The following is a 22,621-nucleotide window of genomic DNA, read 5'->3' on the forward strand; positions in this document are numbered from 1 at the left end:
CTAATCTGTGTCCGTAACCATGAGGACAGTCGCGATGCCCCTGCGAGTGTCAAACCACAGGAATGTTCCATCCCAAGCCACGTCCAAGAACCAATCCGTCCATGGCATCCAATTTACCCAAGTGTTCGTTTCGGAGAATCGCTTCTCGCATACTGATTCCATGAGGCCGGTCGCCAACTTCAAAGCGGCTTCGTCCGACCCATTAAATTTGCGATAGGCACCGCCTTCGCGAATCCAGTCGGCCAATCGACCAAATGCGGTTAATGTGCCCTCCATTTGGAAAGCGCAGATTGTTGGTTTAATCCGTTCCACTGGGGGTAAAATCTCTTTGACCAAAGTGTGCCTGAAAAATCGCCCCAACAAATCGAATTCATTCCAGCGATTGCGCGAAAGCGCCCATCGTACTGCGGGCGCGGCATCGATTTCAAACTGAGCGATTTTCGCACCGCCATTAACGTGCGTACTTACCAACGCACGAACGACCGACCTTATTTTCTCGTCCGTTTGCCGAATTGGAGTGATGACTGTCCGGTCCCAATCGCTTGCAACCGCGATCGGATCCGGACAGTCGGACTGCCAATCAATGTCGCGAAAATCCATCATCACCCCTTCACGCAGACCACTTGTTTCAACGTGTGGACGATCTCGACCAGATCGGCTTGCGCCGCCATGACGGCCTCGATCGGCTTGTACGCACGGGGCGTTTCATCGATCACGCCCACGTCCTTGCGGCACTCCACGCCTGCCGTATCGGCGATATGGTCGGCCAGACTGACCAGGCGCTTGGCCGCGGTGCGGCTCATCACGCGGCCTGCGCCATGCGAGCAGCTGTCAAAGCTCTCTGCATTGCCACGGCCGCGCACGATGAAGCTTTTGGCCCCCATCGAGCCGGGGATGATCCCCAGTACGCCCTTGGCCGCACGCACCGCACCCTTGCGGGTGACCAGCACGTTCTCGCCGAAATGGTTTTCGCGCGTCACGTAGTTGTGGTGGCAGTTCACCGCTTCCAGTTCCGCCTCGAACGGCTTGGCAATCTGGCCCCGCAACGCGGCGATCACACTGGCCATCATCATCCGCCGGTTGAGCGCGGCAAAATCCTGCGCCCAGCCCACCGCCTCGACATAATCGTCGAAATGGTCGGTCCCTTCGGGGAAGTAGGCGAGGTCCGCGTCGGGCAGGTTGATGTGCCATTTGCGCATGTCCTGCTTGGCGAGCTCGATGAAGAACGAGCCGATCGCGTTGCCCACCCCGCGCGAGCCGGAATGCAGCATCACCCACACCCGCGCGTCCTGGTCGAGGCATAGTTCGATGAAATGATTGCCCGTGCCCAGCGTGCCCAGGTGCGTGAGGTTGTTGGTGTTCTTCAGGCGGGGATGCTTGTCGCAGATCCGCGCGAAGCGCACCGCCAGGCTGGCCCATGCCTCGACAATCGCGGCCGGCGGGTTGCCCCACGAACCACGATCGCGCTTGCCACGCCCCACGCTGCGCCCATGCGGCACGGCCTGTTCGATGGCACTGCGGATGCCTTCCAGATTGTCGGGCAAGTCATGCGCCATCAGCGAGGTGCGCGCGGCCATCATGCCACAGCCGATGTCCACCCCCACCGCCGCCGGGATTACCGCGCCGCGCGTGGGGATGACCGAGCCGACCGTGGCGCCAATGCCGACATGCACGTCGGGCATGGCGGCGACATGCTTGAAGATGAACGGCATCCTGGCCGCGCGCACCAGTTGGTCGCGGGCCTGGTCTTCGACAGCCACGCCGCGCGTCCACATCTTGATCGGCACGCCGCCAGCGACATCGTGAAATTCATAAGTGGTCTCAGCCATCTCGGCCTCCCGCATGGTGATCATGGTGCCGGCGACGCGGCATTGGCAAGTCGCTGGCCGCCCATGGCAAAATTCGTTGTGAGGGGCGGTCTGGGGGCGGCCGGCCCATTCCGGCCGCCCCGCTTGCCGCTTACCTGTCGGGCTGTTCGACTGACCCGACGCAATACCATTTGCAGATGGCGTGCCAGTTTTGGGAATGATGCTTTGGAAATTTTGGAAAGCATTGATAATTAAAGAATTTAAAATCTGTTTGCCGATTCAAGGCAGCAAAGCCCACCGCAAAAATTCGGAAATTTGTATCTGGAAATATAAGCTGATATAAATTCCGCGCATGAAGCCAACCACCGTCATCAGCTTTCTCGGCTCCACGCTCGACGCCGCCAAATTCGGCCCTTCGCGCTGGATGAAGTGGCGGCCGTCGGTGGGGCTGTGCATGCATGAGGATTTGCGGGTGGATCGCTTCGTCATGATCCATGGCAATCTGCACAGCCGCCTCGCTGACTATGTCGCGCAGGACATTGCCTCGGTCTCGCCCGAAACGCGAGTGGAACGGCATGTCCTCGACTTCAAGGACGCCTGGGATTTTGAAGAAGTCTACGGCAAGCTGCTCGACTTTGCGCGGGGGCTGGCGCTGGACCCTGATGCCGAGGATGTGCTGGTGCATATCACCACCGGCACCCATGTCGCGCAGATCTGCCTGTTCCTGCTGACAGAGGCGCATTATCTGCCCGGGCGCCTGCTGCAGACCCAGCCCCGGCGCGGCGCCCCCGATGCGGCAGGCACGTGGAGCGTGATCGACCTTGATCTCTCGCGCTATGACAGCATTGCCACGCGCTTTGCCAGCGAGAGCGCGGAGAGTTCCTCGTTCCTGAAATCGGGGATCGAAACGCTTAACCCCGCCTTCAACACGATGATCGACGAGATCGAGCAGGTGGCCAGCCGCACACGCGCGCCCATACTGCTGATGGGGCCAACCGGCGCTGGCAAGAGCCAGCTTGCCCGCCGCATCTTCGAACTGAAGAAACTCAAGCGCCAGATGACCGGCAGCTTTGTCGAGGTGAACTGCGCCACTTTGCGCGGGGACAGCGCGATGTCGGCACTCTTCGGCCACAAGAAGGGCGCTTTCACCGGCGCGGCGGCGGATCGCGCCGGGCTTTTGCGCAGCGCCGATGGCGGGATGCTGTTCCTCGACGAAATTGGTGAACTGGGCCTCGACGAGCAGGCGATGATCCTGCGCGCCATTGAGGACAAGCGCTTCCTGCCCGTCGGTGCCGACAAGGAAGCGCAGAGCGAATTCCAGCTGATCGCCGGGACCAACCGCGATCTGGCGTCTTGCGTGGCCGCAGGCACTTTCCGCGAGGATCTCTACGCTCGCCTCAACCTCTGGACCTTCGCGCTCCCCGGCCTGGCCGAGCGGCGCGAGGATATCGCCCCGAACCTCGATTACGAACTCGATCGCCATGCCGAGCGCGAAGGCGAAAGGGTGACGTTCAACAAGGAAGCACGGGCCGATTACCTCGCCTTCGCGCTGTCTCCCGCCGCGCGCTGGTCAGGCAATTTCCGCGATCTGGCCGCCAGTGTCACGCGCATGGCAACCTTCTCGCCCAAGGGACGGATCGATGTTCCGGCCGTGGCCAAGGAGATCGAACGGCTCAAGCGCCTCTGGGCCGATGGCCCGGTCGATGGCGATAGGCTGGAACGCTGGCTGTCCGCCGATGCGCTGGCTGATCTTGACCCGTTTGACCGCGTGCAACTGGCCTTTGTTGTGCAAACCTGCGCTTCTGCCCGTTCCCTGTCCGAAGCAGGCCGCACACTCTTCGCCGCATCGCGCGTAAAACGTGCCAGTACCAATGACGCCGACCGGCTGCGCAAATATCTGGCGCGGTTCGGGCTGGGGTGGGATGATTTCAGGGGTGGCGGGTAAGCCCGCTAAACGCCCAACCATTCCAAGCCACCCGGCAAGTCGTCGGCGCTGAAATCCACTTGAAGAACGCGTCGATGCCCGGGCCGGCTGGCAGCATCGGAGGCATGAAGGATGGGCGTGGAATAGGCCCAGATGTCTCCCGCCTCGGCAAGGCAGGCAACAACGCCACATTCCGCCACCACCTGAGCTACCGAAGATTCCGGCACGCGGCCGCGGCAGTGCGACCCGGGAGCGATCAGCAGGGGAGCATTGATGGTAGGCACATCATCGAAATGAACCCGCAGCGTTACCATGCGCGACAGCAATTCTGCAGGAGGGGCAACGTGGAGCAGGCCCGCCTTGACTGACCATGGCCCAAAACCGGGCACCGCGATCCTATCACGCACGCAGATGGTACGATCCTGGTGCCAGCCCAACGACCAGTTGGTCGCCGCGCTCTTGTCGAACAGGATGGCGCGGACAGGCTTGGCTGCGGCGCCAAGGACGTTGCTGGCGATGGCACCGATCGAGCCGGACGGCGCCAGACAGGGGCGCAGCAGGCCCACTCCATGAATGCGGACACCCGCCTGATCGGGAGGCAGTCCTGCCGTTGCTGTCTGCAACTCCTGCAGGTCCGCCAAGGCTGCCCCGCGGAAGAGCTGCGCCCCATGTTCCGCGAGGCGCAGCGCATCAAGCGCGGTCATGCCAGCCACTTGGCCGCGCCTTGCTCCACTTCTGCCTTCGCCCGTCGCAGCAGTTCGGGGTGCCCTTCGGTCAGCACCTCCAGCAGGGCGGCAATCTCGTGCAGATAGACCCGGGCGAAGCCATCGCCGTGATCGACAATCGAGCGGGTGTTGGAAATCACATCGGCCAGCTTGACGGTCTTCATCTCGGCAGGGGCCTGCGCCAGATGCGCGCGGTCCATTGCCTTGCGGACCGTGCGGTTGCCATCCTCGGGGCGGCTGACATCGGTGAGCCAAGCGACGCCTTGCGCAATGTCCTCGCCAAACTGGGCACGAACATCCTCAATGCTGGCCTCGGTATCCTCGACCACATCATGAAGCAGTGCCGCCGCAATCATCGTGGGCGTTCCACCGACGTCCGCCGCCGTTCGCGCCACCTCCAGACAATGCAGCACATAGGGCTCGCCGGTATATTTGCGCTGCTGGTTGCCGTGCATGCGCGTGGCAAAGGCGCAGGCATCCAGGACAATCTGCATCGCGGCAAGGTTTTGGGCAAACAACACGGTATCTCCAGGAGATCGGTGGGCGGGCGCAAAACCACCCACCGACGGCGTTCAAGCCGATCTTAGCTGAAACCGCTCTCCGGCATAGATCCTGACCGCGTTGCCACGTTCAAGCTCCTGATGGACCTGCCATTGCGATCTGCGCGCATCGTCTTGGGCTTGCCCGCGCCACTCTTCCAGCATGATCGCCAGTTTCAGCCGCGCCAGCTTGCGGTTGGCGTGCTGGGACCGCTGCTCTTGCGCGGTGGCGACAAGGCCTGTCGGCCGGTGCGTTGCCCGCACCGCGCTGTCGGTCTTGTTGACATGCTGCCCACCCGGCCCGCTGGCGCGCATGGCCTGATAATCGATATCCTCCTCTCTCAGATCGATCATCTCGTCGGGCTTGGGCGCCAATGACACACCGACGAACCAGTTGCGCCGCTTGTGCGTTGGGCGAAAGGGGCTGTTGCCGATCCACTGGTTGGTGCCGATGCGCTTGGCGGCAAAGGCCGACGCTGCCTCCCCCGCGAGGCGCAGCAAGATGGAGGCTGGCCGTTCCTCCGCCCCATCGAGCACTTCGCATTCCAGCCCCACGGCCTTGGCCTCCCGCGCAAAGGCACGTGCCAGGCCGGCCACCACCCAGCGGCACTCCTGCGGCCCCTTGCCCGCTGTGACATGCAGGATCACCTCGCTCATGCTGCCCTCGTCTTGTAGCTGAGGAGAGGGCGCAGCTGGGCGATGACGCGGATCAGCCCTGCCAGCTCCAGATCGGCGATGACCATGCCAATGTCCTTGTACGCTTCGGGCGCCTCCTCGAAGATCAGGCGGCGGTCTTCGCAGATCACCTGGCTGCCCAGCGCAGTGCGCTGCAGATCCGCTACTTTGAAGCGGCGCGACAGGCGCGCGTGCGCATCCTTGCGGCTCCACTTGCGGCCCGCGCCATGGGCCAGCGAATGGAGCGCATGATCGGCGCCTTCCGCGACGGGTTCGACCAGATAGCTGAAATCGCCGCGCGAGCCTGGAATGGTCACCAACCCGCGATCGGCGGGCGCCGCCCCCTTGCGGTGCAGCCAGCCGCCTTGATGCGGCGTGACGCTGTTGTGGCAGATGTCCAGCACGCGGCGCCCACCAAACCCAAGGCTCTCGCAAAAGCGCCGGGCAATGACCTGGCGGTTGAGGATAGCCCATCCCAACGCGGCGTCGTGGTCGGCCAGATAGGCTTCCGCTTCGGGACGACCGGCGGGGATGCCCTGGTGCGCATCAGCCTGGCGATGCGCCTGCAGGATGGCTTGGCCCAGCCCGCGCGATCCACTGTGGACCATCATCCACACGCGGTCCTGCCGCAGGCCCAATGCAGCAAAGCGGGCCTCGTCCACCACCGCTTCGACGCGCTGGAATTCGACGAAGTGATTGCCACCACCAATCGTGCCCAGCGCCGGACTGGCCAGATGCGGCGGGAGCCCGGCCTCGGCCAGAGCGGCCGCATGATCGCCGGCCCAAGGCGCGTCCAGCCCGTGCAACTTGCGCTCGACGGAACCAAGGCGAAACTTGCGCAAGGGGCAGTCCGTTTCCCACAGGGCCATGCCACAGCCGATGTCGCTGCCCACCAGATGCGGCCAGACGTGGCTTGGCGACCAAAAGGCGGCGCCCACGGCAATGCCATTGCCGGCGTGCAGATCGGGCAGACCGACGATGCGCGCCATGCCGTCATAGCGCGCGCAAGCTGCCAGTTGATCAAGCGCCAAGGGATCGAAACGCGATGGATCGCGGGCGATCAGGGCTATCGGGCTCATTGCGCACCACCCTGGCCATGATTCTGGCCGGCAGGCAGAGCGCCAAGGATGGAGATGTCTGAAAAATCAGCGGCGTGATAGCCGCGAAAAGCAATCAGGCGAAACGTGTCGCCCGGGATAGAATTGCCCATGCAATCTGTTCCTGAACACAGGGAAGTAAGAAGTGGTTTGTGTTGCGGGCGGATGCTGCACGCATGGTCTTCTCCTTTCCTTGTTCAAAAACAGGCCGGTCTTGGCTGGGTGGGGCAATAGTTCAGATTGACCTTGTGGGCAAGCCGTCCAAAAAGTGTCGGCGATTTTGGTCCGAGGCGTTGTTTGAAAACCATTCTGTTCATTTGCAGCCAGAACCGCCTGCGCAGCCCGACGGCCGAACAGGTGTTCGCCGAGTATCCAGGGTTGGAAGTGTCGTCGGCCGGCACCAACCAGGGCGCGGAAAACCCGCTGACCGCTGAACTGGTCTCATGGGCCGACATCATCGTGGTGATGGAAAAACAGCATCGCGCCAAGCTGCAACGGCGGTTCCGCGCGGCCTTGCGCGGGCAGCGAGTAATCTGCCTGGATATTCCGGACGATTATGCCTTCATGCAGCCGGAATTGGTGGAGCTGCTCAAGGCCCGTATGGCGCGGCATCTGCCGCCGGCATGGTCGTGAATCGATGGCGGCTTCGGACGCACGTGATTGGACTTGGCAAGGCCGGCTTTTGCGGCGGCCGTTGACCGCTTGTGCATGCCATTTACGATTTGTCTAACCCGTCACCCGCCTGGGTCGGCGCCTTCCATCCACCAATTTGGGACGGCCTTATGTCCTGGATAGCCGTTCAATTCTATGTCGGCGCAAGATTTCTGCAGAAAAATTCTCTACAATTACATCGAGTCCGGCTGCTGCATCCACGTCGTTTCCGCAAACAAACAGGTCAACTGCCGCTTCACCGGTTTCTGGCCAAGTGTGGATTGAAATGTGGGATTCCGCCAGCAGGGCGACTCCGGTTACGCCCATGCCCTCTCCAAAGGCGTGGACATGGACACTCAATACCTTGGCGCCTGCCGCCAAAGCCGCTTGGCGCAGCGTAGCCTCGACCAGTTCGAAGTCGCTCAGTCGCTTCCCTTGGCACAAGTCTGCGAGCAGATGGACACTGGTGCCGGGCAAATGCGCCATGTCAGGCAAGACTTTCGAAAGGGTGAGCAAGGTGGGCCAGCGCAGCCTCCGCTGCGACGACGCCGCGGTAGTGCGCCTCCTCGAACAACGAAAGACCGGACAGATCCGAGTGGGCGAAGAGAACGGGCGGTTTTGCGTCGATCGCAGCCCTGCGGGCCGGGTCGGACAAAAAGCCCGGTGTAGGGCTGATCATGGCATGGCCCCAGCGCCAGACGTCGATCCTGTCGATTGCGCCCATCAGATCGGGATTCATCGTCAGGAGATCATCCGCGATCAGCCGTTGCCACGCTTGCAGCGTGCGCGTCATCATCAGCTTCCGCGCTTCGCTTGGAGCGGTCCTGGACAAGGGCAAATACCAAGTCAGCACGGTGGGGCCATTACCGCCACTTGCCGACTGGTGCGTCGCGACGACATAACCGAGGCTGTCGCTGCCGGTCGAGACATTGTCCCACGCAAGGCTGACGCCTCGCCCCTTCGGATGCCGATTGACGGTCACATTGGCCACGACCCAGGGCGCATAGCGAAAACGCCCTTCGCTGGCGTGTCCTGGGGCCACACGCGCGGCAACAAAATGCGGCATGGCGACGATCGCGCAAGCCGCATTCCACCGGGTGGTGGACCCGGCATTGTGGTCAAAGGCATCGACCACGGCGTGGTCGCCGTGCTGCGCGATCGCACATACACTGTGGGCCGCGCGGACATGATCGGAGACGCCGTCACGCAGCAGCGAGACGAGACGCCCGTTCCCTTCGGGCCAAGTGAGCTCACGATCGCCGTCGTTGCCCGCAGCCCACCCGCGGCGCGCCGCGAAATAGTGCACGCCCGCCCATGCCGATACCTCTTCCGGTTCGGTCCCATAATCATCCCGGCAGCAGTAACGCAGGTAGGCCCGTAGCACGGGAGAGCTGTAGCCGCGCTGATCGAGCCACTGCGCAAACGAGAGTCGATCAAGCCCGGTGTAGGCGGGATCGACGCTCGAATAGGCGCGGGGGATGGCGAACGCAGGGCGCCCATCCGTGCCCACGGCATTGCGAAGCTGCGCCATTTCCTGCGCAAAACGATCGCGTTGGGCGGCATCTTCTCTCGTCAGTCCGCTGGACGGATACAACCCTTCTTGCCAGCTTCCCCGCCACAGCAGGCGCTCTTCAAGATCGGCGCAGAGTTGATAAGGATCGTAGAGCGGCGCGCCGCCTTCCTCGCCCACGATCATGCCGAACTCTTTCAGCATGCGCCGCAGGGCCACAGCTTCCTGATTCGGCACCGGTAGATAGTGGGCGCCAAGTGGATAGGCGCTCACCGGGTTGCGGCCAGATCGCGCATTGCCGCCGACCTTGTCCTCAAGCTCCAGCAGCACGAAATCGTCGAAACCGGCGGCCTTGAGCCGCCAGGCAGCGGAGAGCCCAGCCACGCCCCCGCCGGCGATCAGGATCGCCGCCTGCTGTTCCGCCCCGTTTGCAGGTGGAAACTTGCCGTCGCGGACGAGGTGGCCGCGCCGCCAATCCGATCCGTCCAATGTGCCAGCCATGGGCGGCGTGGCGCAACTGCCCAGAGAAAGGGCGCCTGCTCCGGCGGCGCCAGCCCGAAGGACATCGCGCCGGGTGGCATCAGCCATCGTAATGCCCCCATTCCTCGGCAAAGCTGCGCACCAGCGCCTGGTTGTCGAGGCGGTTCACAGGCGTAGGGCGGCGCGCCATATCCGGCGGGAAATCGAACATGGCCCGTTCGCTGGCCTGCGTCAGGAACCGAAGCCCAGCAGGAAGGGCCACAGCATCCCCCGGCCGGCTGTGTGCAGCCATGGTGAAGCCCCATTCGCCGAAGCTGGGAACATAGGCGTGGTAGCCGCGTGCCGATAGCCCAGCGGCTTCAAGCGTGCTTGCCACGGTCCAGTAAGAGCGTGGCGCCACGAGAGGCGACGTGCTCTGCACCGTGAGCACGCCGGCGGGGGCCAGCAGGCGTGCGACCTCGCGATAGAAACTCTCGGTATAGAGCTTGCCGAGCGAGAACTCGGTGGGATCGGGAAAGTCAATCAGGATTGCGTCATAGGGCCCGGCCGCCTTTCTGACCCAACGGAACGCATCGCCATTGATCACCTGCATCTTCGGAGAGGACAGCGAATGCCGGTTGAGTTGTGCAAGCTGGGGTACATCCCGGAACAGGTGCGTCATTTCCGGGTCGAGATCGACCAGCGTCACCTTCGATACGCGCGGATCGCGCAGGACTTCACGTGCGGCGAGACCGTCGCCGCCGCCCAGGATCAGCACCTGCCGCGGATGGGCAACGCGGCCGAGCACGGGCCAGACCAGCGCCTCGTGATATCGGTATTCGTCGCGCGTCGAGAACTGCAGGTTGCCGTTGAGGTAGAGGCGCAGGTCCTCGCCCCGCCGCGTGATGGCGATGCGCTGGTACGGCGTCGAGCGGGCATAGATGACAGGCTCGCCATAGAACGCGACTTCCGACCAGCGCTGGATATGGTCGGCTGCAAACAGGCCGGCGACAAGCGATGCGAGCACGATGAGGGCCGCAACGAGATCGCGACCAATACTCTGTCGTGCGCGCAGGGCGATAAGCGAGGCGACCGCCACGCCGACATTGGCCAGACCGAACACAAAGCCGGTGCGGATCATGCCGAGCCAGGGCACCAGGACCAGCGGGAACAGCAACGAGGCAATGAGCGCCCCGATGTAGTCATAGGTCAGGACGTTCGACACGAGATCGCGAAAAGCGAAGCGATGGCGCAAGATGCGAATCAGCAACGGGATTTCCAAGCCGACAAGGATGCCGATCGCCAGCACCAGCGCATAGAGCGCGACCCGGAAATCCTCGACGATGGGGAAGAGCAGGAACAGCCCGGCGCCCGACCATCCTCCCAGCGCGGCGATCAGTATCTCGACGCGGACGAACACTCCGATCTCGTTGTGCCGCACATGGCGCGACAGGTAACTGCCGATGCCCATGGCGAACAGATAGCTGCCGATCACGGTCGAGAACTGCGTGACGCTGTCGCCAAGCAGGTAGCTGGCGAGTGTCCCGGCGAGCAACTCGTAGATCAGGCCACAGGTAGCGACGACCAGGACCGATACCAGCAGGATGATCGCGAGGGATCCAGGAGCGTCCGGTTGGGCTCCGCCGTCATCCCCCGTAACAGGATCAACCATGCACGGCAGCAGCGATAATGTTGGAAATCCCGATGGCCACAGCCCCGGCAAGCAGCGCCACGGCCATGTTCTTGCGCTCGATGATCTCGCGCCACAGCTCGCCGGGCGTCAACTTGTCGACCAGCACGAAGCTCACGATGAATATGACGATGCCGAGCGCTGCATAAAGCACGGTTGCGAGGAAAACGTCGAGGGTCAGCATAGGCACAACTCCATCGTGCGAAAGGTGAACTACTTGTGGGTGGGGCCCCGATAGCCGGTAGAGACAGGTCGTTCGTCGTCGGAGAAAGGCGACCAGGCGAACCACGTCGCGATGCCCGCCAGAATGATCAGGAAGGCGCACCAGGCGGAGAAGAAGATCAGGCGCTTGCTCATCTCAATCCCGGTGCCTCCGCCACAGGATCAGGCAAGGCGCGCCGAACAGCAGGATCGCAAAAATCCAGAACATGCCCCACGAATGCCCGCCGGTGCAGGCGTTAAACCACATGGATATGGAATCCGGCGCACTCCATGGGTGGTCGGGATCCGTCGCATTTGCCGGCGGGTCGGTTGGCCAGCCATGTGATCCGGTATCAACGTAAACATCGTAGCTACCGCGCGGAACGCCGGCAAACTGGGTCTCGCCATGATGGCTGCCCTCGGTCCACGGACCGTCGCTGTCGGACCCGGTATAGTATTCCACGATGCCATAGGCATCGATCGACTGCTGTGTGCGGCGGTTGACCAGGCTGTAGTCGAGATCCACCCAGCGGTTGCTGAAGTCATTGCTGTCCGCCTGGATGGTGACGAACTGCCAGGGGCGCGTCACCTCGATCGTACCGATCTTGTGAGTCGCGGTAGCGGCGCCGACAACGACATCGAAGCGATTGTTGGCGCACAGGTGCGGCCGGCTCATCAGGTCCTGGACGATCCCGATCATGAGCAGCGCGCCCAGCGCCATCAGAAACATCATTGGCAGGTCGTTTTCGCCCGTGCCTGGGGCCTTGAAGAAGCCGTCCGGTATGGCCTTGAGGCCTGCCCTCGGCTTGTAGCGCTGCCGGACGGCGAATGCCTCCTCCACCTGGCGCCGGTCGACCGGGACGAGGTGTGTCCACGTAACCTCATCCGTGGCGGCTTCACGCGACAGGAAGCTGCTGCCGCGTGCGAAAGTCGCGCATTGCACGCGATCCCCTCGCGACACGCGCCAGTAGAATTCGCCCAGGACTGTCGTGGTTTCGACCGTCGCATCGTCATCGAGCTGGTAGGTCTTTCCCCGCCATTCGATCGAAGCCCCTGCGCCATCGGGCCGATGGAGCAGCATCGTGCCGAATTGCCATTCGCCATCGGCAACGACCAACCAGCGGTATCCGGCGTAGGGATTGAAGAGAAGGTATTCCTGCCAGATCGCTCCCGGGCTCCGCCGGCGCAGTGCCCCGATCGCTTCCCACTCCACATCGAATAAGGTGCCACGCGTGCCAAGTTCGATGGCAAAATTGGCGTTGGCGCGCTTGTAGGCGGTGATCAGCCGGACATCTTCGTGGGCGACGTCGAGAACCGATCCGCAATAGCGACATGCGAGGGTGACGGTGTAGCCGGCAGCCCGCACCTCGATCGAACCGCCACATGACGGACAAGTGACGGCTCGGGCCAGGGTCATGCCAGCGTTCCAGGCATGGTCCAGCCTTCGATCCGGCGTAGGTTCTTCGGCTGCAACCCTGCCAGATCACTCCAGCGGCCGAGCCATGCCGTCGTGCCATCATCGTCGCGCTGAACCGAAAGCGCATCGCCGTTGGCGTTACGGAAATCGACGTTGGTCATGGTCCGGCCCGGAAGCGTCGCGAAAGGCAGATCGCCTTCGCTGCCAAGACAGGATGCTTCCTTCACGTCTGTTGCCTCGAGCCACTTGCCGCCAGCCTTTACGGTAGCCCCCAGGGCAAAGGGATTGCCGTCGGCGAAGTTTTTGATGGCAGGCACCGCCAGGACGGCGGGGTATTCGCTGGTCAGCATATACATGCCCATTGCCTCGCCCAGCCAGTAATGCCGGCCATCGTCGGCGCGCAGGAACCATTCGTTCCAGGAACCATCCTGCCAGCCCCAGCGCACACGGCCAACCGCCACCGCGCTGTTTCCATCAAGGGCGAACGTCGTCCCGATCTGTATCGGAGAAACGTCCAGGGGTAGGCTGGCAACCGTTCCCACAACCTCGGCAGCGCCGTCCCGCCGCCTGACGAGGCTTTGGCAGTAATTGCAGGTCGAATACGGCAAACCCGGATCGCGCAGCGGAAGCAAAGCCTCACATGAGGGACAGTTCACGCTTTCCATTCATCCGGCCCCGATTACGCTCAGCGTATCCGGCTGAGCAGCTCGGCCTTCTTGGCGTCGAACTCTTCCTGGCTCAGGGCTCCGATGGTGACCAGGCGGTGCAGCTTCTCGATTGTCGCCAGGGGATCTTCGGTCACGGCGGCCGGCTGCCCCATCGGCGTGGCGCCCAGTCCCTGGGCCATCGCACCGCCAAGGGCGGTCGCCGCTGCCATGCCTGCGCCGATACCAGCCATCCCGGCGTCGTTGCCCGCAGCCTGCTCGATCGCCTCGGCGGCCTGGAAGCGGGTGTAAGCGGCAAGATCGCCCAGCACCCGCATGGAGCTGCCCTTGTCGAGATGGGCCTGCACTTCGTCCGGTAGCGAGACACTCTCGACGTAGAACGAAAGGCAGGTAAGGCCCCACTGGGCGAATGCTTTGTCGACTTCGACCTTGATCTTGTCCGACAGTGCTTGCTGGTTGGCTGCAAGATCGAGAAAGGCAATGCCGCTGCCGCCCAGCGCTGTTGCAATCGCGGTCTGGATCGCGGCCCGCAGCTGCGGTTCGAGCGATGCGACGGTCACCCCGGACATGGTGCCCAGCACCCGCGATACGAAAGGCGCAGCTTCGCTCAGGCGGAACGAGTAGGAGCCGAACGCGCGCAGCCGCAGCGCGCCGAACTCGGTATCGCGGACCGTGATGGGCTGCGCCGTGCCCCACTTCAATCCTTGCTGTTCCTTGAGCGAAAGAAACACGACGTCCGACTTGAAGGGCGAACGGAAGCCCTTGTCCCAGTTCATCAGGTCCGAGAGCAACGGCAGGTTGGCGGTTTCCAAGGTGTGCAGGCCGGGCCCGAAGTAGTCGGCCATCCGGCCTTCGTTGACGAACGCGGCGATTTGCCCCTCACGCACCGTCAACTGCGCGCCATGCTGGATCTCTTGATCCGCAAAAGGCACACGCCAGGCCAACTGGCCGGGCTCTTCCAGCCACTCGATGATATCGACGAATTGCTTCTTCAGGAAATCGAACATGGTCACCTGCCGGTCGGCTACTCGCGTATCCTACAACATACTACCGCACCGGCAATGCTTTGCCGGTGCGGTGCGAAGCAGGGCGGGCTTAAGCGGGTGTCTGGCCCTGGCAGGCAACCTGTCGCTGAACATGTCGCGCGGGAACAGCGCGGCGTGCGCCTGTTCCGAGACATGTGCCGGTCGTTGGACGAGGCACAGCCTTTGCCAGTGATCGTAGGCGCTCTCGCGTCGCCCCTCCCCTCCTTGCTAGGCACGCATGTGATCGTGCCCGCCTTTATCTTGCCAAGGACAATATCGATCTCGTGGTGCAGATCGGCGAATTGCCGGAAATTCCGAGGATTATCGCCCGCCGCCTTGGCGCCGTGGTCTCATGACGATCCAGCTAGAACCGAAAATGGTGCTCGACGGCAGTCTTCTGACGCCTTCGACGATCCGCGCCGGGCAGGGATTGGGGCTGGTCCCATATTGGCTTGCCCGCGGTGCGATTGCCGATGGCAGTCTCGTCTCGGTCCTGGAAGAACTTGTGGCCGGTCACCTGCCGATCCACGCGCTGTTGGATCGCGTCACCCACCCTGGTTCCGCGCCTGCGCATGACGACCGACGCCATCGTCGAAGCTGTGCGAGAGGCCGCGGTTGCTGGACTGATCGGCTGAATTGATACCAGGTTCTTGGCCGGCCCTCGCGGCGCGCAGCAATGCGCTGCTGCACAAATCCTTTCCTCAGCGGGGAGAAGCGGGGCGGTTTCAGTCCCCCGTCTGCCCCCCGTTTTGCGGGCGCTGGGAGGATACATGATGGGTTGCGGTGAGGCAAGAAATGGCTGTTTTCAGCCATTTGGAGATTTCATGAGCAGCCCTGGGATGGGTGCTGGTGCGGTCGAGAAGACTCGAACTTCCACGGGCTTTCGCCCACAACGACCTCAACGTTGCGCGTCTACCAATTCCGCCACGACCGCATATCGCATCCGGGGCATGGCCTGGGGCCAGATCCCGTCGGGGTAGGAGCGCGCCCCTAGCAGGGGATTTGGGGGCCTGCAACAGGGGCGAACACTTTTTTATCCCCAGGGCGCGCTTGGTTCGGGCTTATTCGGGCTTCCAGCCGATTTCGGCCGACTTGGCGCTCTTGGGCACGTCGGTCACCGCTTCGTTGATGGTCACGCTTTCGCCCGGGCGCAGCTTGTCCTTGGGCGGAGCGACATCCCAGGTATAGACCACGCGGTTTTGCGCATCGCGCAGCACGATCAGGATCGGCGGCACTTCGCGCAGGTCCTTGCCCACGTTGGTCACCGTGCCGCTGGCACCGAAATAGGCCGTGCCGTTGGGCAGCGTGCGCCGGTCCTGCCGCGCGGGCGGGAACGACAGCACCAGGTCGGGACTGCCATTGCCGAACGTGGGGCGGTTGACCGGCAGCCAATCGGGCAGGCCCAGCCAGGACACCAGGCCGATCATCGCCGCCACAGCCAGGGCAAAGGTGACGCCGGCCGCCGTCCACAGCCGCGCCGGATTGCGGCGCGGGCGGAACGGAGGCTCGTGCTCGAAGCTGGACACCGGCGATACGAATTCGCTGGCCGGTGGCGCGGGCTGGCGCGGCGGTTCGGCACGGGGCGCGGGGGCCGGCGGTGTTTCGGCAGCGGGCGGTGGCGCGGCTGCCGGTGCCGGCGCTGGCGCCACAGGCTCTGTCCGGGGCGCCGGGGCGGGCCGTTCGGCCGGCGCGGCTGCGGGCGACCCCGCCCCGGATGATGCAGGCCCGGATGATGCAGGGGGGGCATCGGGCGACGGGCGCGCGGGCAGTTCTGGGCCGGCCTGGAACCAGCTGTGCCGGCACTTGGCACAGCGCACGGTGCGGCCGTCCACACCGATCGCACTGTCGGGAACGACATAGCGCGTCGCACAGGCGGGACAGGCGATTATCATGGGAACGGTCTAAGCATGGCGAGAGGGGCTGAAACAATAGGGAGCAAGGGGGCAAAACGCCCATGCGCCCTTTTTTCCACATGCATTGACGCGTATAGGCCCTATTGCCAATCGCGCAGCTGCGGCACATTGCCAATCGGCGAGTGCGCCGGCATGGTCTGCGCCGCTGGCGATCGACCAAACACGCGAACGGGGCTTGACCTTACTTCCATGAACCAACCCGCCGCCGAGATTGTCCAGTTCGACAATGTCGGGCTGCGGTATGGTGCCGGCCGCGAAGTGCTGGCCGACGTTTCGTTCACGCTTTACCCAGGCTGCTTCTATTTCCTCACCGGCGCCAGCGGCGCGGGCAAGACCAGCCTGCTCAAGCTGCTCTACCTGGCCGGGCGCCCCTCGCGCGGGCTGATCCGCATGTTCGGCACCGATGCCATCACGCTGCCGCGCGAACGCCTGCCCGGCTTTCGCCGCCGCATCGGCGTGGTGTTCCAGGACTTCCGCCTGGTGCCGCATCTTTCGGCATGGGACAACGTCGCCCTGCCGCTGCGCGTGGCCGGGCAAAGCGAAAAGGACATCGCCAAGCCGGTGTCCGACATGCTGGAATGGGTGGGATTGGGCGACCGTTTCCAGGCGCGCCCCGCCACGCTTTCGGGCGGGGAACAGCAGCGCGTGGCCATCGCCCGCGCCGTGATCGCCCGCCCCGACATCCTGGTGGCCGACGAGCCGACCGGCAACGTGGACCCGGACATGGCAATCAAGTTGCTGCGCCTGTTCGAAAGCCTCAATCGCCTGGGCACGACCGTGGTGGTGGCCACCCACGATCTGCACCTGATCCGCAAAGTGCCTGATTCGCTGATCATGCGGCTGGACAAGGGCAAGCTGGCCGACCCCACCGGCGCGCTGCGCTATCCCCCGCGCCGCCCGATCGAGGGAGGAAGCGCGCCCGACAGCCTGATCGGCCCCGGTCCCGCGGGCGGGAACCTCCTGCCATGAAGCGCCTGGCTGCGTCCCTGCCCCGCACGCTGCGCGCCTGGGGCGGCGAGGGCGAATCCCCGCTGCTGCCCGAAGCGCGCCTGTCCGGGCCGATGCCTTGGGTGATTGCCATCATGATCGCGCTGACCGTGGTGGCCGCTGCCAGCGCGCTGGCCCTGCGCCATGCCGCACAGGCGGCCAGCGCCGACCTGGAAGGCGGGGTCACGGTCCAGATCGTCTCGGCCGCCCCGGCCGAGCGGCAACGCCAAGCCGAAGCGGCCCTCGCCGTGCTGTCCCGTGCGCCCGGCGTGCTCAGCGCCGCGGCTGTGCCGCAAGACCAGCTCAATGCGCTGGTCGAACCGTGGCTGGGCACGCGCACCGGCGATGACCTCGACGACCTGCCGATCCCCGCGCTGATCGACGTGCGCCTGGCGGGCGCTGCCACCCCGCCCCGGCTCACCGCGTTGCGCACGGCGGTGGTGGCCAAGGCGCCCGCCGCGCGGGTCGATGCCCAATCCAGTTGGCTGGCCCCGGTGTTCCGCGCGATCGGCGCGCTGCAATGGGCAGCGGGCGGCCTGATCGCGCTGTTTGCCTTTGCCACGGTATCGGCGGTGCTGCTGGCCGCGCGCAATGCGCTGGGCACCCATCGCGAAACGATCGAGATCGTGCACATGCTGGGCGCCACCGATGTGCAGATCGCCCGCGTGTTCCAGCGCTCGATGGCCACGGACGCGGCGATGGGCGGCGTGGTGGGCCTGCTTGCGGGGGTGATCACGGTACTGGGCCTGGGCCGGCAGTTTGCCGCGCTGGGATCGGGCATGGTCGCCCAAGGCTCGCTCGCCTGGACCGATTGGGTGGTGCTGGCCGGCATTCCCATCGCCGGCGTGCTGCTGGTGATGGTTACCGCGCGGCTTACCGTGCTCTCTGCCCTGCGGCGCATGGTATAACGCCCATGGCCATGCGATACCCCACCCCCATGAGAACAGTTGCGTCATGAGAAAGCCACGGGGCCTTTTCCGCCGGATCGGTTCGGCGCTGCTGCTGGTGTGGGTGCTGGGCTTCCTGTGGTTTGCCTGGTTCCTGCCCCAGCCGGCCAGCGACAGCGTGCGCACCGACGGCATCGTCGTGTTGACCGGCGGCGGCGGGCGCATCCCCCGCGCGCTGGCCATGCTGCACGCCGGCAAGGCACAGACCATGCTGGTCAGCGGCGTGGACCGCCAGGTGCGGCCCGGCGAATTCGCCGCCGAATACAAGGTCGATCCCGCGCAGCTTGCCTGCTGCATCACGCTGGGCTTCGATTCGGTGGATACCCGATCCAACGCGCGCGAGGCAGCCGACTGGATCGCGAAGGCCAAGATCCGCTCGGTGCGGCTGGTCACCACCGATTGGCACATGCGCCGCGCCACGTTCGATCTGTGGGTGGTGGCGCCCAAGGGGCTGGTGATCGTGCGCGATGCCGTGCCATCGCGCCCCAGCCTCAAGATCCTGTTCCTGGAATACAACAAGCTGCTGGCCCGCATGGTGGCGTGGCTGGCGGGATGGTGACGAACGCGTGGACGAAAATCCCCCGACTTTGGCCGAAATCGCGCGCAGCGTGATCTTCTACATTCTGTTCTATGGCTTCACCGTGGCGCTGCTGCTGGTGATGATCGTGGTGCTGTGGCTGGCGCCGCGCGGCGTGCCGGCGATGGTTCAGGCCTGGACCATGGTGCATCGCGCGTTGGTGCGCGATGTGCTGGGCATCAAGGTGGAAGTGGTGGGCACGCCGCCCCAGGAAGGGGTGTTCTATGCCCTGCGCCATGAAAGCTTTTTCGAGGCGATCGATTTGCCCCAGGTGCTGCACCGCCCCTGCATCTTTGCCAAGATCGAGTTGATGCGCATTCCCGTGTGGGGGCGCGCCGGCTGGGCCTATGGCCTGATCGGGGTGGAGCGCGAGGCTGGCGCCAAGACGCTGCGCACCATGCTCAGCCACGCTCGCGCGCGCCTGGCCGAAGGGCGCCCGCTGGTGATCTTTCCCGAAGGCACCCGCGTGCCGGTGGGCCAGCGCGTGCCGCTGCAATCGGGCTTTGCCGGACTGTACAAGCTCCTGTCATTGCCGGTGGTGCCCGTCGCGGTCCACAGCGGGGCGCTTTACCACCGGGTGTGGAAGCGGCCCGGCACGATCCGCTATGTCATTGGCGAGACGATCCCCGCCGGCCTGCCGCGTGACGAGATCGAGGCCCGCGTGCTCGACGCGATCACCGCCCCCACGCCATGACCGAACCGCCCGCCCAGGAAACGCGGAAAGGCGGCTCGATCTTTTCCGCGCTGGGACCGGGCCTTGTCACCGGGGCGGCCGACGACGATCCCAGCGGCATCGGCACTTACAGCCAGGTCGGCGCGCAGTTCGGCTTTTCGCTGTCGTGGGCTATGGTCTTTGCCTTTCCGCTGCTCGCCGCGATCCAGGCGATCTGTGCCCGCATCGGCGCCACCACCGGGCGGGGCATCGCCACCAACCTGCGCCGCCACTATTCGCCGTGGCTGCTGCGCGGCATGGTCGCCTTGCTGCTGGTGGCCAACGTGATCAACCTGGGGGCAGACCTGGGCGCGATGGCGGCGGCCGTGCACCTGCTGCTGCCCGGCCCGCTCTTGCTCTATACCCTGGGCTTTGCCGTGGTCAGCGTCGCGCTCGAAGTGCTTGTGCCCTATGCGCGCTATGCCGGCGTGCTCAAGTGGACCACGCTTTCGCTGTTTGCCTATATAGCCGTACTCTGCGCCACGCCGGTGGATTGGCCCGCCGTGTTGCGCGGCATGGCCGTGCCCGCCTTTGCGCTGGACCACGATCACGCCATGGGCCTGGTGGCGCTGCTGGGCACCACGATCAGCCCCTACCTGTTCTTCTGGCAGGCCGGGCAGGAAGTGGAAGAGCAGCGCCGCCGCCACGTCCGCCCGCTTTATCTCGCGCCGCGCCAGGCCGGGCCGGAACTGCGCCGCATCCGCACCGATACGCTGGTGGGCATGGGCTTTTCCAACCTGACCGCGCAGGCCATCGTCATCGCCACCGCTGTCACGCTGCACGCGCATGGCATTCTCGACATCACGTCGGCCGATCAAGCGGCCATGGCGCTACGCCCCTTTGCCGGCGATCTGGCCTTTGCCCTGTTCGCACTGGGCATCGTCGGCACGGGGCTGCTGGCGGTGCCGGTGCTGGCCGGCTCGGCCGCCTACGCGCTGAGCGAGGCGCTGCGCTGGAACGAAGGGCTGGACCGGGCGCCGCGCGATGCGCGCGCATTCTATGTGGCCATCGCGCTGGCGACGTTTGCCGGCCTGGGCATGAATTTCCTTGGCATCAACCCGATGCGCGCGCTCTATTGGACCGCGGTGATCAACGGGTTGCTGGCCCCGCCGCTGATGGTCGTCACCATGCTGATCGCGCGCAATCCGCGCGCCATGGGCCACCTGGTCATCTCCCCTGCCCTGGCCGCGCTGGGCTGGTTGGCGACGGCGGCGATGACGGCGGTGGCCCTGCTGTTCCTGTGGGCCTGAAAGACGGACGATGACCACGCCACCACGCATCCTCTCCATCGCCGGTTCGGATTCGGGTGGCGGTGCCGGCATCCAGGCCGATATCAAGACCATCACCATGCTGGGCGGCTTTGCCATGACGGCGATCTGCGCGCTGACCGCGCAGAACACCCTGGGGGTCAGCGCGGTGGTGGCGGTGGCGCCCGAAATGGTCGCAGCGCAGATCGATGCCTGCGTGGCCGATATCGGCGTCGATGCCGTCAAGATCGGCATGCTCGGCTCGCCCGCCATTGCCGCCGTGGTGGCCGATCGCCTGGAAGCCTTGCGCGTGCCGATCGTGTTCGATCCGGTGATGATCGCCACCAGCGGCGCTGCGCTGGCTGACGCGGCCACCATCGCCGGGTTCGAACGGCTGATGGCGCTGGCCACGCTGACCACGCCCAACGTGCCCGAGCTTGCCGCCCTGGGCGGAGACGCCGCGATGGCCGCGCGCGGCATTGCCTATCTGGCCAAGGGCGGCGATGCCACCGGGCCGGTGGTGGAAGACCGGCTGGTGGTGCCGGGCGCCTCGCCCCGCCTGTGGCACGCCCCGCGCATCGCCACGCGCCACAGCCATGGCACCGGCTGCACGCTATCGAGCGCGATTGCCACCGAACTGGGGCGCGGTGCATCGCTGGAACAGGCGGTGGAGCGCGCCCGCGCCTTCGTGCGCGCCGCCCTGCTGGCTGCGCCCGGCCTGGGCGGCGGGCATGGGCCGATGGGGCATTACGCGGTGCGTCTGTAAAGGCGGCCCCTCCACCAGCCTGCCGGCGGCCGCCTCCCCGCCAGGCGAGGAAGACCTTCCCGATCCTCCCCATGCAATGGGGAGGGAGGCCGCCGGCGCACCGGGTGGTGGAGGGGCTCAGGCCTTACTCCCCGCCGCAATCCAGTTCATAGAACTTGACGATCTCGGCCCAGGCTTCCTCGGCGGTTTCCACCGGCTTGAACAGGTCGAGATCCTCGAAATTGATTACCCCTTCCTCGGCAATGGCGCGGAAGTTGATCACCTTGTTCCAATAGTCCGCCCCGAACAGCAGCACCGGAATGGGCTTCATCTTGCCGGTCTGGATCAGGGTGAGCAGTTCGAAGAATTCGTCGAAGGTGCCGAACCCGCCGGGGAACACCGCCACGGCCCGCGCACGCATCAGGAAGTGCATCTTGCGCAGCGCGAAATAGTGGAACTGGAACGAGAGGTGCGGGGTCACATAGGGGTTGGGCGCCTGTTCGTGCGGCAGCACGATGTTGAGGCCGATCGAATCCGCCCCCACGTCCACCGCGCCGCGATTGGCCGCTTCCATGATCGAGGGGCCACCGCCCGAGCAGACCACGAACTGGCGCTTGCCTTCCTCCACCACACCGCAGGTGGAGGCATAGCGCGCGAGCTTGCGCGCCTCTTCGTAATACTTCGACTTGGCCACCAGCCGCTCGATCACGGCCTTGCGTTCGGGCGTGGTGGCCGTGGCGAGCGCGGCTTCGGCCGCTTCGGGCGCCGGGATGCGGGCCGAACCGTACATCACCAGGGTCGAGCCGATGTCGGCCTCTTCCAGCAGCATTTCGGCCTTGAGCAGTTCCAGCTGGAACCGCACCGGGCGCAGCTCCTCGCGCAGGAGGAAATCGGTATCGCCAAAGGCCAGGCGATAGGCCGGATCTTGCTGCTGTGGGGTGATCTTGGGGTGGCTTTGCGCGAACCCGGCTTCCTGCTCGGCCTTGTAAAACTTACGATTGACGAGCTGGCGATTGATTTCTTCTTCGGTCATTTGCCGCAAGGTGGGCTTGCCCGCGCCGCTTGGCAAGCCCATCCGCAATAGTTTCAGATGTTGTTATCTTTGCT

Annotated in this window: 25 protein-coding genes and 1 tRNA gene; 9 read left to right on the top strand and 17 right to left on the bottom strand. The window is 64.7% G+C overall.

The genetic code is table 11. From position 1 onward, the window contains the following. Complete coding sequence (locus FHT19_RS13060) at nucleotides 1-603, bottom strand: hypothetical protein (RefSeq protein WP_169475519.1); 603 nt, start codon at nucleotides 601-603, stop codon at nucleotides 1-3. After that, nucleotides 603-1,829, bottom strand: a complete 1,227-nt coding sequence (locus FHT19_RS13065; RefSeq protein ID WP_169475520.1) for an RtcB family protein — start codon at nucleotides 1,827-1,829, stop codon at nucleotides 603-605. Before FHT19_RS13065 ends, FHT19_RS13060 begins: the two co-directional genes overlap by 1 nt. Nucleotides 1,830-2,160: 331 nt before the next feature. Between FHT19_RS13065 and rtcR the strand changes: the two genes are divergently transcribed. Further along, nucleotides 2,161-3,753, top strand: coding sequence for an RNA repair transcriptional activator RtcR (rtcR, locus tag FHT19_RS13070; RefSeq protein ID WP_169475521.1), 1,593 nt, complete (start codon nucleotides 2,161-2,163; stop codon nucleotides 3,751-3,753). A gap of 5 nt (nucleotides 3,754-3,758) precedes the next feature. Here the strand turns inward: rtcR and FHT19_RS13075 are convergent, their stop codons facing one another. The 4 genes from FHT19_RS13075 to FHT19_RS13090 form a co-directional block, all read right to left on the bottom strand. Beyond that, nucleotides 3,759-4,436 (bottom strand): phytanoyl-CoA dioxygenase family protein, encoded by a 678-nt coding sequence (locus FHT19_RS13075; RefSeq protein ID WP_169475522.1) that lies wholly within the window; start codon nucleotides 4,434-4,436, stop codon nucleotides 3,759-3,761. Next, entirely contained in the window at nucleotides 4,433-4,951 is a 519-nt protein-coding gene (locus FHT19_RS13080) for an HD domain-containing protein (protein WP_169475523.1), read from the bottom strand. Before FHT19_RS13080 ends, FHT19_RS13075 begins: the two co-directional genes overlap by 4 nt. 78 nt (nucleotides 4,952-5,029) lie before the next feature. Beyond that, on the bottom strand, nucleotides 5,030-5,653 hold the full coding sequence (gene prfH, locus FHT19_RS13085) for a peptide chain release factor H (RefSeq protein WP_169475524.1): 624 nt from the start codon (nucleotides 5,651-5,653) through the stop codon (nucleotides 5,030-5,032). Further along, complete coding sequence (locus FHT19_RS13090; protein ID WP_169475525.1) at nucleotides 5,650-6,750, bottom strand: RNA ligase RtcB family protein; 1,101 nt, start codon at nucleotides 6,748-6,750, stop codon at nucleotides 5,650-5,652. The genes prfH and FHT19_RS13090 overlap by 4 nt, the downstream gene beginning before the upstream one ends. Before the next feature lie 315 nt (nucleotides 6,751-7,065). On the opposite strand from FHT19_RS13090, the gene FHT19_RS13095 reads away from it, so the two are divergent. Next, a complete protein-coding gene (locus tag FHT19_RS13095; protein WP_169475526.1) occupies nucleotides 7,066-7,401 on the top strand; it encodes a low molecular weight protein tyrosine phosphatase family protein in 336 nt (111 codons plus the stop codon). Nucleotides 7,402-7,548: 147 nt separating this feature from the next. Here FHT19_RS13095 and speD read toward each other — a convergent pair whose 3' ends face one another. The 8 genes from speD to FHT19_RS13135 are packed head-to-tail and all read right to left on the bottom strand — an operon-like array spanning nucleotide 7,549 to nucleotide 14,368. Then, on the bottom strand, nucleotides 7,549-7,905 hold the full coding sequence (gene speD, locus FHT19_RS13100) for an adenosylmethionine decarboxylase (RefSeq protein WP_169475527.1): 357 nt from the start codon (nucleotides 7,903-7,905) through the stop codon (nucleotides 7,549-7,551). A gap of 1 nt (nucleotide 7,906) precedes the next feature. Next, on the bottom strand, nucleotides 7,907-9,517 hold the full coding sequence (locus tag FHT19_RS13105) for an NAD(P)/FAD-dependent oxidoreductase (RefSeq protein WP_169475528.1): 1,611 nt from the start codon (nucleotides 9,515-9,517) through the stop codon (nucleotides 7,907-7,909). After that, nucleotides 9,510-11,060 (bottom strand): polyamine aminopropyltransferase, encoded by a 1,551-nt coding sequence (locus FHT19_RS13110; protein ID WP_169475529.1) that lies wholly within the window; start codon nucleotides 11,058-11,060, stop codon nucleotides 9,510-9,512. The genes FHT19_RS13105 and FHT19_RS13110 overlap by 8 nt, the downstream gene beginning before the upstream one ends. Beyond that, the gene (locus FHT19_RS13115) at nucleotides 11,053-11,262 is read right to left on the bottom strand and encodes a DUF350 domain-containing protein (protein WP_022676066.1); all 210 of its coding nucleotides are present in this window, start codon (nucleotides 11,260-11,262) and stop codon (nucleotides 11,053-11,055) included. The genes FHT19_RS13110 and FHT19_RS13115 overlap by 8 nt, the downstream gene beginning before the upstream one ends. Nucleotides 11,263-11,291: 29 nt before the next feature. Further along, nucleotides 11,292-11,435, bottom strand: coding sequence for a hypothetical protein (locus FHT19_RS13120; protein WP_169475530.1), 144 nt, complete (start codon nucleotides 11,433-11,435; stop codon nucleotides 11,292-11,294). Between the two features lies 1 nt (nucleotide 11,436). Then, nucleotides 11,437-12,696 carry a DUF4178 domain-containing protein gene (locus tag FHT19_RS13125; protein WP_169475531.1) on the bottom strand — a complete coding sequence of 420 codons (1,260 nt, stop codon included), beginning with the start codon at nucleotides 12,694-12,696 and terminating at the stop codon, nucleotides 11,437-11,439. After that, nucleotides 12,693-13,361: a DUF4178 domain-containing protein gene (locus tag FHT19_RS13130; protein ID WP_169475532.1), complete on the bottom strand. Its 669-nt coding sequence runs from the start codon at nucleotides 13,359-13,361 to the stop codon at nucleotides 12,693-12,695. Before FHT19_RS13130 ends, FHT19_RS13125 begins: the two co-directional genes overlap by 4 nt. A gap of 20 nt (nucleotides 13,362-13,381) precedes the next feature. Next, on the bottom strand, nucleotides 13,382-14,368 hold the full coding sequence (locus FHT19_RS13135; RefSeq protein ID WP_168555985.1) for an SPFH domain-containing protein: 987 nt from the start codon (nucleotides 14,366-14,368) through the stop codon (nucleotides 13,382-13,384). 370 nt (nucleotides 14,369-14,738) lie between these two features. Between FHT19_RS13135 and FHT19_RS13140 the strand changes: the two genes are divergently transcribed. After that, nucleotides 14,739-15,026, top strand: a complete 288-nt coding sequence (locus tag FHT19_RS13140) for a hypothetical protein (protein WP_169475533.1) — start codon at nucleotides 14,739-14,741, stop codon at nucleotides 15,024-15,026. Nucleotides 15,027-15,233: 207 nt separating this feature from the next. On the opposite strand, the gene FHT19_RS13145 is transcribed toward FHT19_RS13140, so the two are convergent. After that, nucleotides 15,234-15,320: transfer RNA gene (locus tag FHT19_RS13145), tRNA-Leu, on the bottom strand. A 127-nt stretch (nucleotides 15,321-15,447) separates the two neighbouring features. Further along, nucleotides 15,448-16,278, bottom strand: a complete 831-nt coding sequence (locus tag FHT19_RS13150) for an MJ0042-type zinc finger domain-containing protein (protein ID WP_169475534.1) — start codon at nucleotides 16,276-16,278, stop codon at nucleotides 15,448-15,450. Nucleotides 16,279-16,488: 210 nt separating this feature from the next. Between FHT19_RS13150 and ftsE the strand changes: the two genes are divergently transcribed. Genes ftsE through thiD form a run of 6 tightly spaced genes read left to right on the top strand, consistent with a single transcriptional unit; the run spans nucleotide 16,489 to nucleotide 21,535 of the window. Then, nucleotides 16,489-17,268, top strand: coding sequence for a cell division ATP-binding protein FtsE (gene ftsE, locus FHT19_RS13155; protein ID WP_168555983.1), 780 nt, complete (start codon nucleotides 16,489-16,491; stop codon nucleotides 17,266-17,268). After that, nucleotides 17,265-18,194, top strand: coding sequence for a cell division protein (locus FHT19_RS13160; RefSeq protein ID WP_169475535.1), 930 nt, complete (start codon nucleotides 17,265-17,267; stop codon nucleotides 18,192-18,194). Before ftsE ends, FHT19_RS13160 begins: the two co-directional genes overlap by 4 nt. A 46-nt stretch (nucleotides 18,195-18,240) precedes the next feature. After that, nucleotides 18,241-18,792, top strand: a complete 552-nt coding sequence (locus tag FHT19_RS13165; RefSeq protein WP_168555981.1) for a YdcF family protein — start codon at nucleotides 18,241-18,243, stop codon at nucleotides 18,790-18,792. Between the two features lie 7 nt (nucleotides 18,793-18,799). Further along, nucleotides 18,800-19,504, top strand: coding sequence for a lysophospholipid acyltransferase family protein (locus FHT19_RS13170; protein WP_248290457.1), 705 nt, complete (start codon nucleotides 18,800-18,802; stop codon nucleotides 19,502-19,504). Continuing rightward, complete coding sequence (locus FHT19_RS13175; protein ID WP_169475537.1) at nucleotides 19,501-20,772, top strand: divalent metal cation transporter; 1,272 nt, start codon at nucleotides 19,501-19,503, stop codon at nucleotides 20,770-20,772. Before FHT19_RS13170 ends, FHT19_RS13175 begins: the two co-directional genes overlap by 4 nt. Before the next feature lie 10 nt (nucleotides 20,773-20,782). Then, nucleotides 20,783-21,535 (top strand): bifunctional hydroxymethylpyrimidine kinase/phosphomethylpyrimidine kinase, encoded by a 753-nt coding sequence (gene thiD / locus FHT19_RS13180; RefSeq protein ID WP_169475538.1) that lies wholly within the window; start codon nucleotides 20,783-20,785, stop codon nucleotides 21,533-21,535. A gap of 124 nt (nucleotides 21,536-21,659) precedes the next feature. Here the strand turns inward: thiD and FHT19_RS13185 are convergent, their stop codons facing one another. After that, nucleotides 21,660-22,547, bottom strand: coding sequence for an LOG family protein (locus FHT19_RS13185; RefSeq protein ID WP_168555977.1), 888 nt, complete (start codon nucleotides 22,545-22,547; stop codon nucleotides 21,660-21,662). Between the last annotated feature and the right edge of the window lie 74 nt (nucleotides 22,548-22,621).

Origin of the sequence: Novosphingobium sp. SG919 (assembly GCF_012932495.1) — a bacterium.
In the GTDB taxonomy this organism is placed as follows: domain Bacteria; phylum Pseudomonadota; class Alphaproteobacteria; order Sphingomonadales; family Sphingomonadaceae; genus Novosphingobium; species Novosphingobium rhizosphaerae.

Excerpts from the sequence above, each read along its gene's own strand:
- FHT19_RS13075 (WP_169475522.1), bottom strand. The coding sequence starts at position 4,436 with ATGACCGCGCTTGATGCGCTGCGCCTCGCGGAACATGGGGCGCAGCTC.
- FHT19_RS13185 (WP_168555977.1), bottom strand. The coding sequence starts at position 22,547 with ATGACCGAAGAAGAAATCAATCGCCAGCTCGTCAATCGTAAGTTTTAC.
- ftsE (WP_168555983.1), top strand. The coding sequence starts at position 16,489 with ATGAACCAACCCGCCGCCGAGATTGTCCAGTTCGACAATGTCGGGCTG.
- FHT19_RS13160 (WP_169475535.1), top strand. The coding sequence starts at position 17,265 with ATGAAGCGCCTGGCTGCGTCCCTGCCCCGCACGCTGCGCGCCTGGGGC.
- thiD (WP_169475538.1), top strand. The coding sequence starts at position 20,783 with ATGACCACGCCACCACGCATCCTCTCCATCGCCGGTTCGGATTCGGGT.
- FHT19_RS13080 (WP_169475523.1), bottom strand. The coding sequence starts at position 4,951 with ATGCAGATTGTCCTGGATGCCTGCGCCTTTGCCACGCGCATGCACGGC.
- FHT19_RS13175 (WP_169475537.1), top strand. The coding sequence starts at position 19,501 with ATGACCGAACCGCCCGCCCAGGAAACGCGGAAAGGCGGCTCGATCTTT.
- FHT19_RS13125 (WP_169475531.1), bottom strand. The coding sequence starts at position 12,696 with ATGACCCTGGCCCGAGCCGTCACTTGTCCGTCATGTGGCGGTTCGATC.
- FHT19_RS13110 (WP_169475529.1), bottom strand. The coding sequence starts at position 11,060 with ATGGTTGATCCTGTTACGGGGGATGACGGCGGAGCCCAACCGGACGCT.
- FHT19_RS13165 (WP_168555981.1), top strand. The coding sequence starts at position 18,241 with ATGAGAAAGCCACGGGGCCTTTTCCGCCGGATCGGTTCGGCGCTGCTG.
- FHT19_RS13065 (WP_169475520.1), bottom strand. The coding sequence starts at position 1,829 with ATGGCTGAGACCACTTATGAATTTCACGATGTCGCTGGCGGCGTGCCG.
- FHT19_RS13105 (WP_169475528.1), bottom strand. The coding sequence starts at position 9,517 with ATGGCTGATGCCACCCGGCGCGATGTCCTTCGGGCTGGCGCCGCCGGA.
- FHT19_RS13115 (WP_022676066.1), bottom strand. The coding sequence starts at position 11,262 with ATGCTGACCCTCGACGTTTTCCTCGCAACCGTGCTTTATGCAGCGCTC.
- FHT19_RS13130 (WP_169475532.1), bottom strand. The coding sequence starts at position 13,361 with ATGGAAAGCGTGAACTGTCCCTCATGTGAGGCTTTGCTTCCGCTGCGC.
- speD (WP_169475527.1), bottom strand. The coding sequence starts at position 7,905 with ATGGCGCATTTGCCCGGCACCAGTGTCCATCTGCTCGCAGACTTGTGC.
- FHT19_RS13135 (WP_168555985.1), bottom strand. The coding sequence starts at position 14,368 with ATGTTCGATTTCCTGAAGAAGCAATTCGTCGATATCATCGAGTGGCTG.
- FHT19_RS13150 (WP_169475534.1), bottom strand. The coding sequence starts at position 16,278 with ATGATAATCGCCTGTCCCGCCTGTGCGACGCGCTATGTCGTTCCCGAC.
- FHT19_RS13140 (WP_169475533.1), top strand. The coding sequence starts at position 14,739 with ATGACGATCCAGCTAGAACCGAAAATGGTGCTCGACGGCAGTCTTCTG.
- FHT19_RS13060 (WP_169475519.1), bottom strand. The coding sequence starts at position 603 with ATGATGGATTTTCGCGACATTGATTGGCAGTCCGACTGTCCGGATCCG.
- FHT19_RS13090 (WP_169475525.1), bottom strand. The coding sequence starts at position 6,750 with ATGAGCCCGATAGCCCTGATCGCCCGCGATCCATCGCGTTTCGATCCC.
- rtcR (WP_169475521.1), top strand. The coding sequence starts at position 2,161 with ATGAAGCCAACCACCGTCATCAGCTTTCTCGGCTCCACGCTCGACGCC.
- FHT19_RS13120 (WP_169475530.1), bottom strand. The coding sequence starts at position 11,435 with ATGAGCAAGCGCCTGATCTTCTTCTCCGCCTGGTGCGCCTTCCTGATC.
- prfH (WP_169475524.1), bottom strand. The coding sequence starts at position 5,653 with ATGAGCGAGGTGATCCTGCATGTCACAGCGGGCAAGGGGCCGCAGGAG.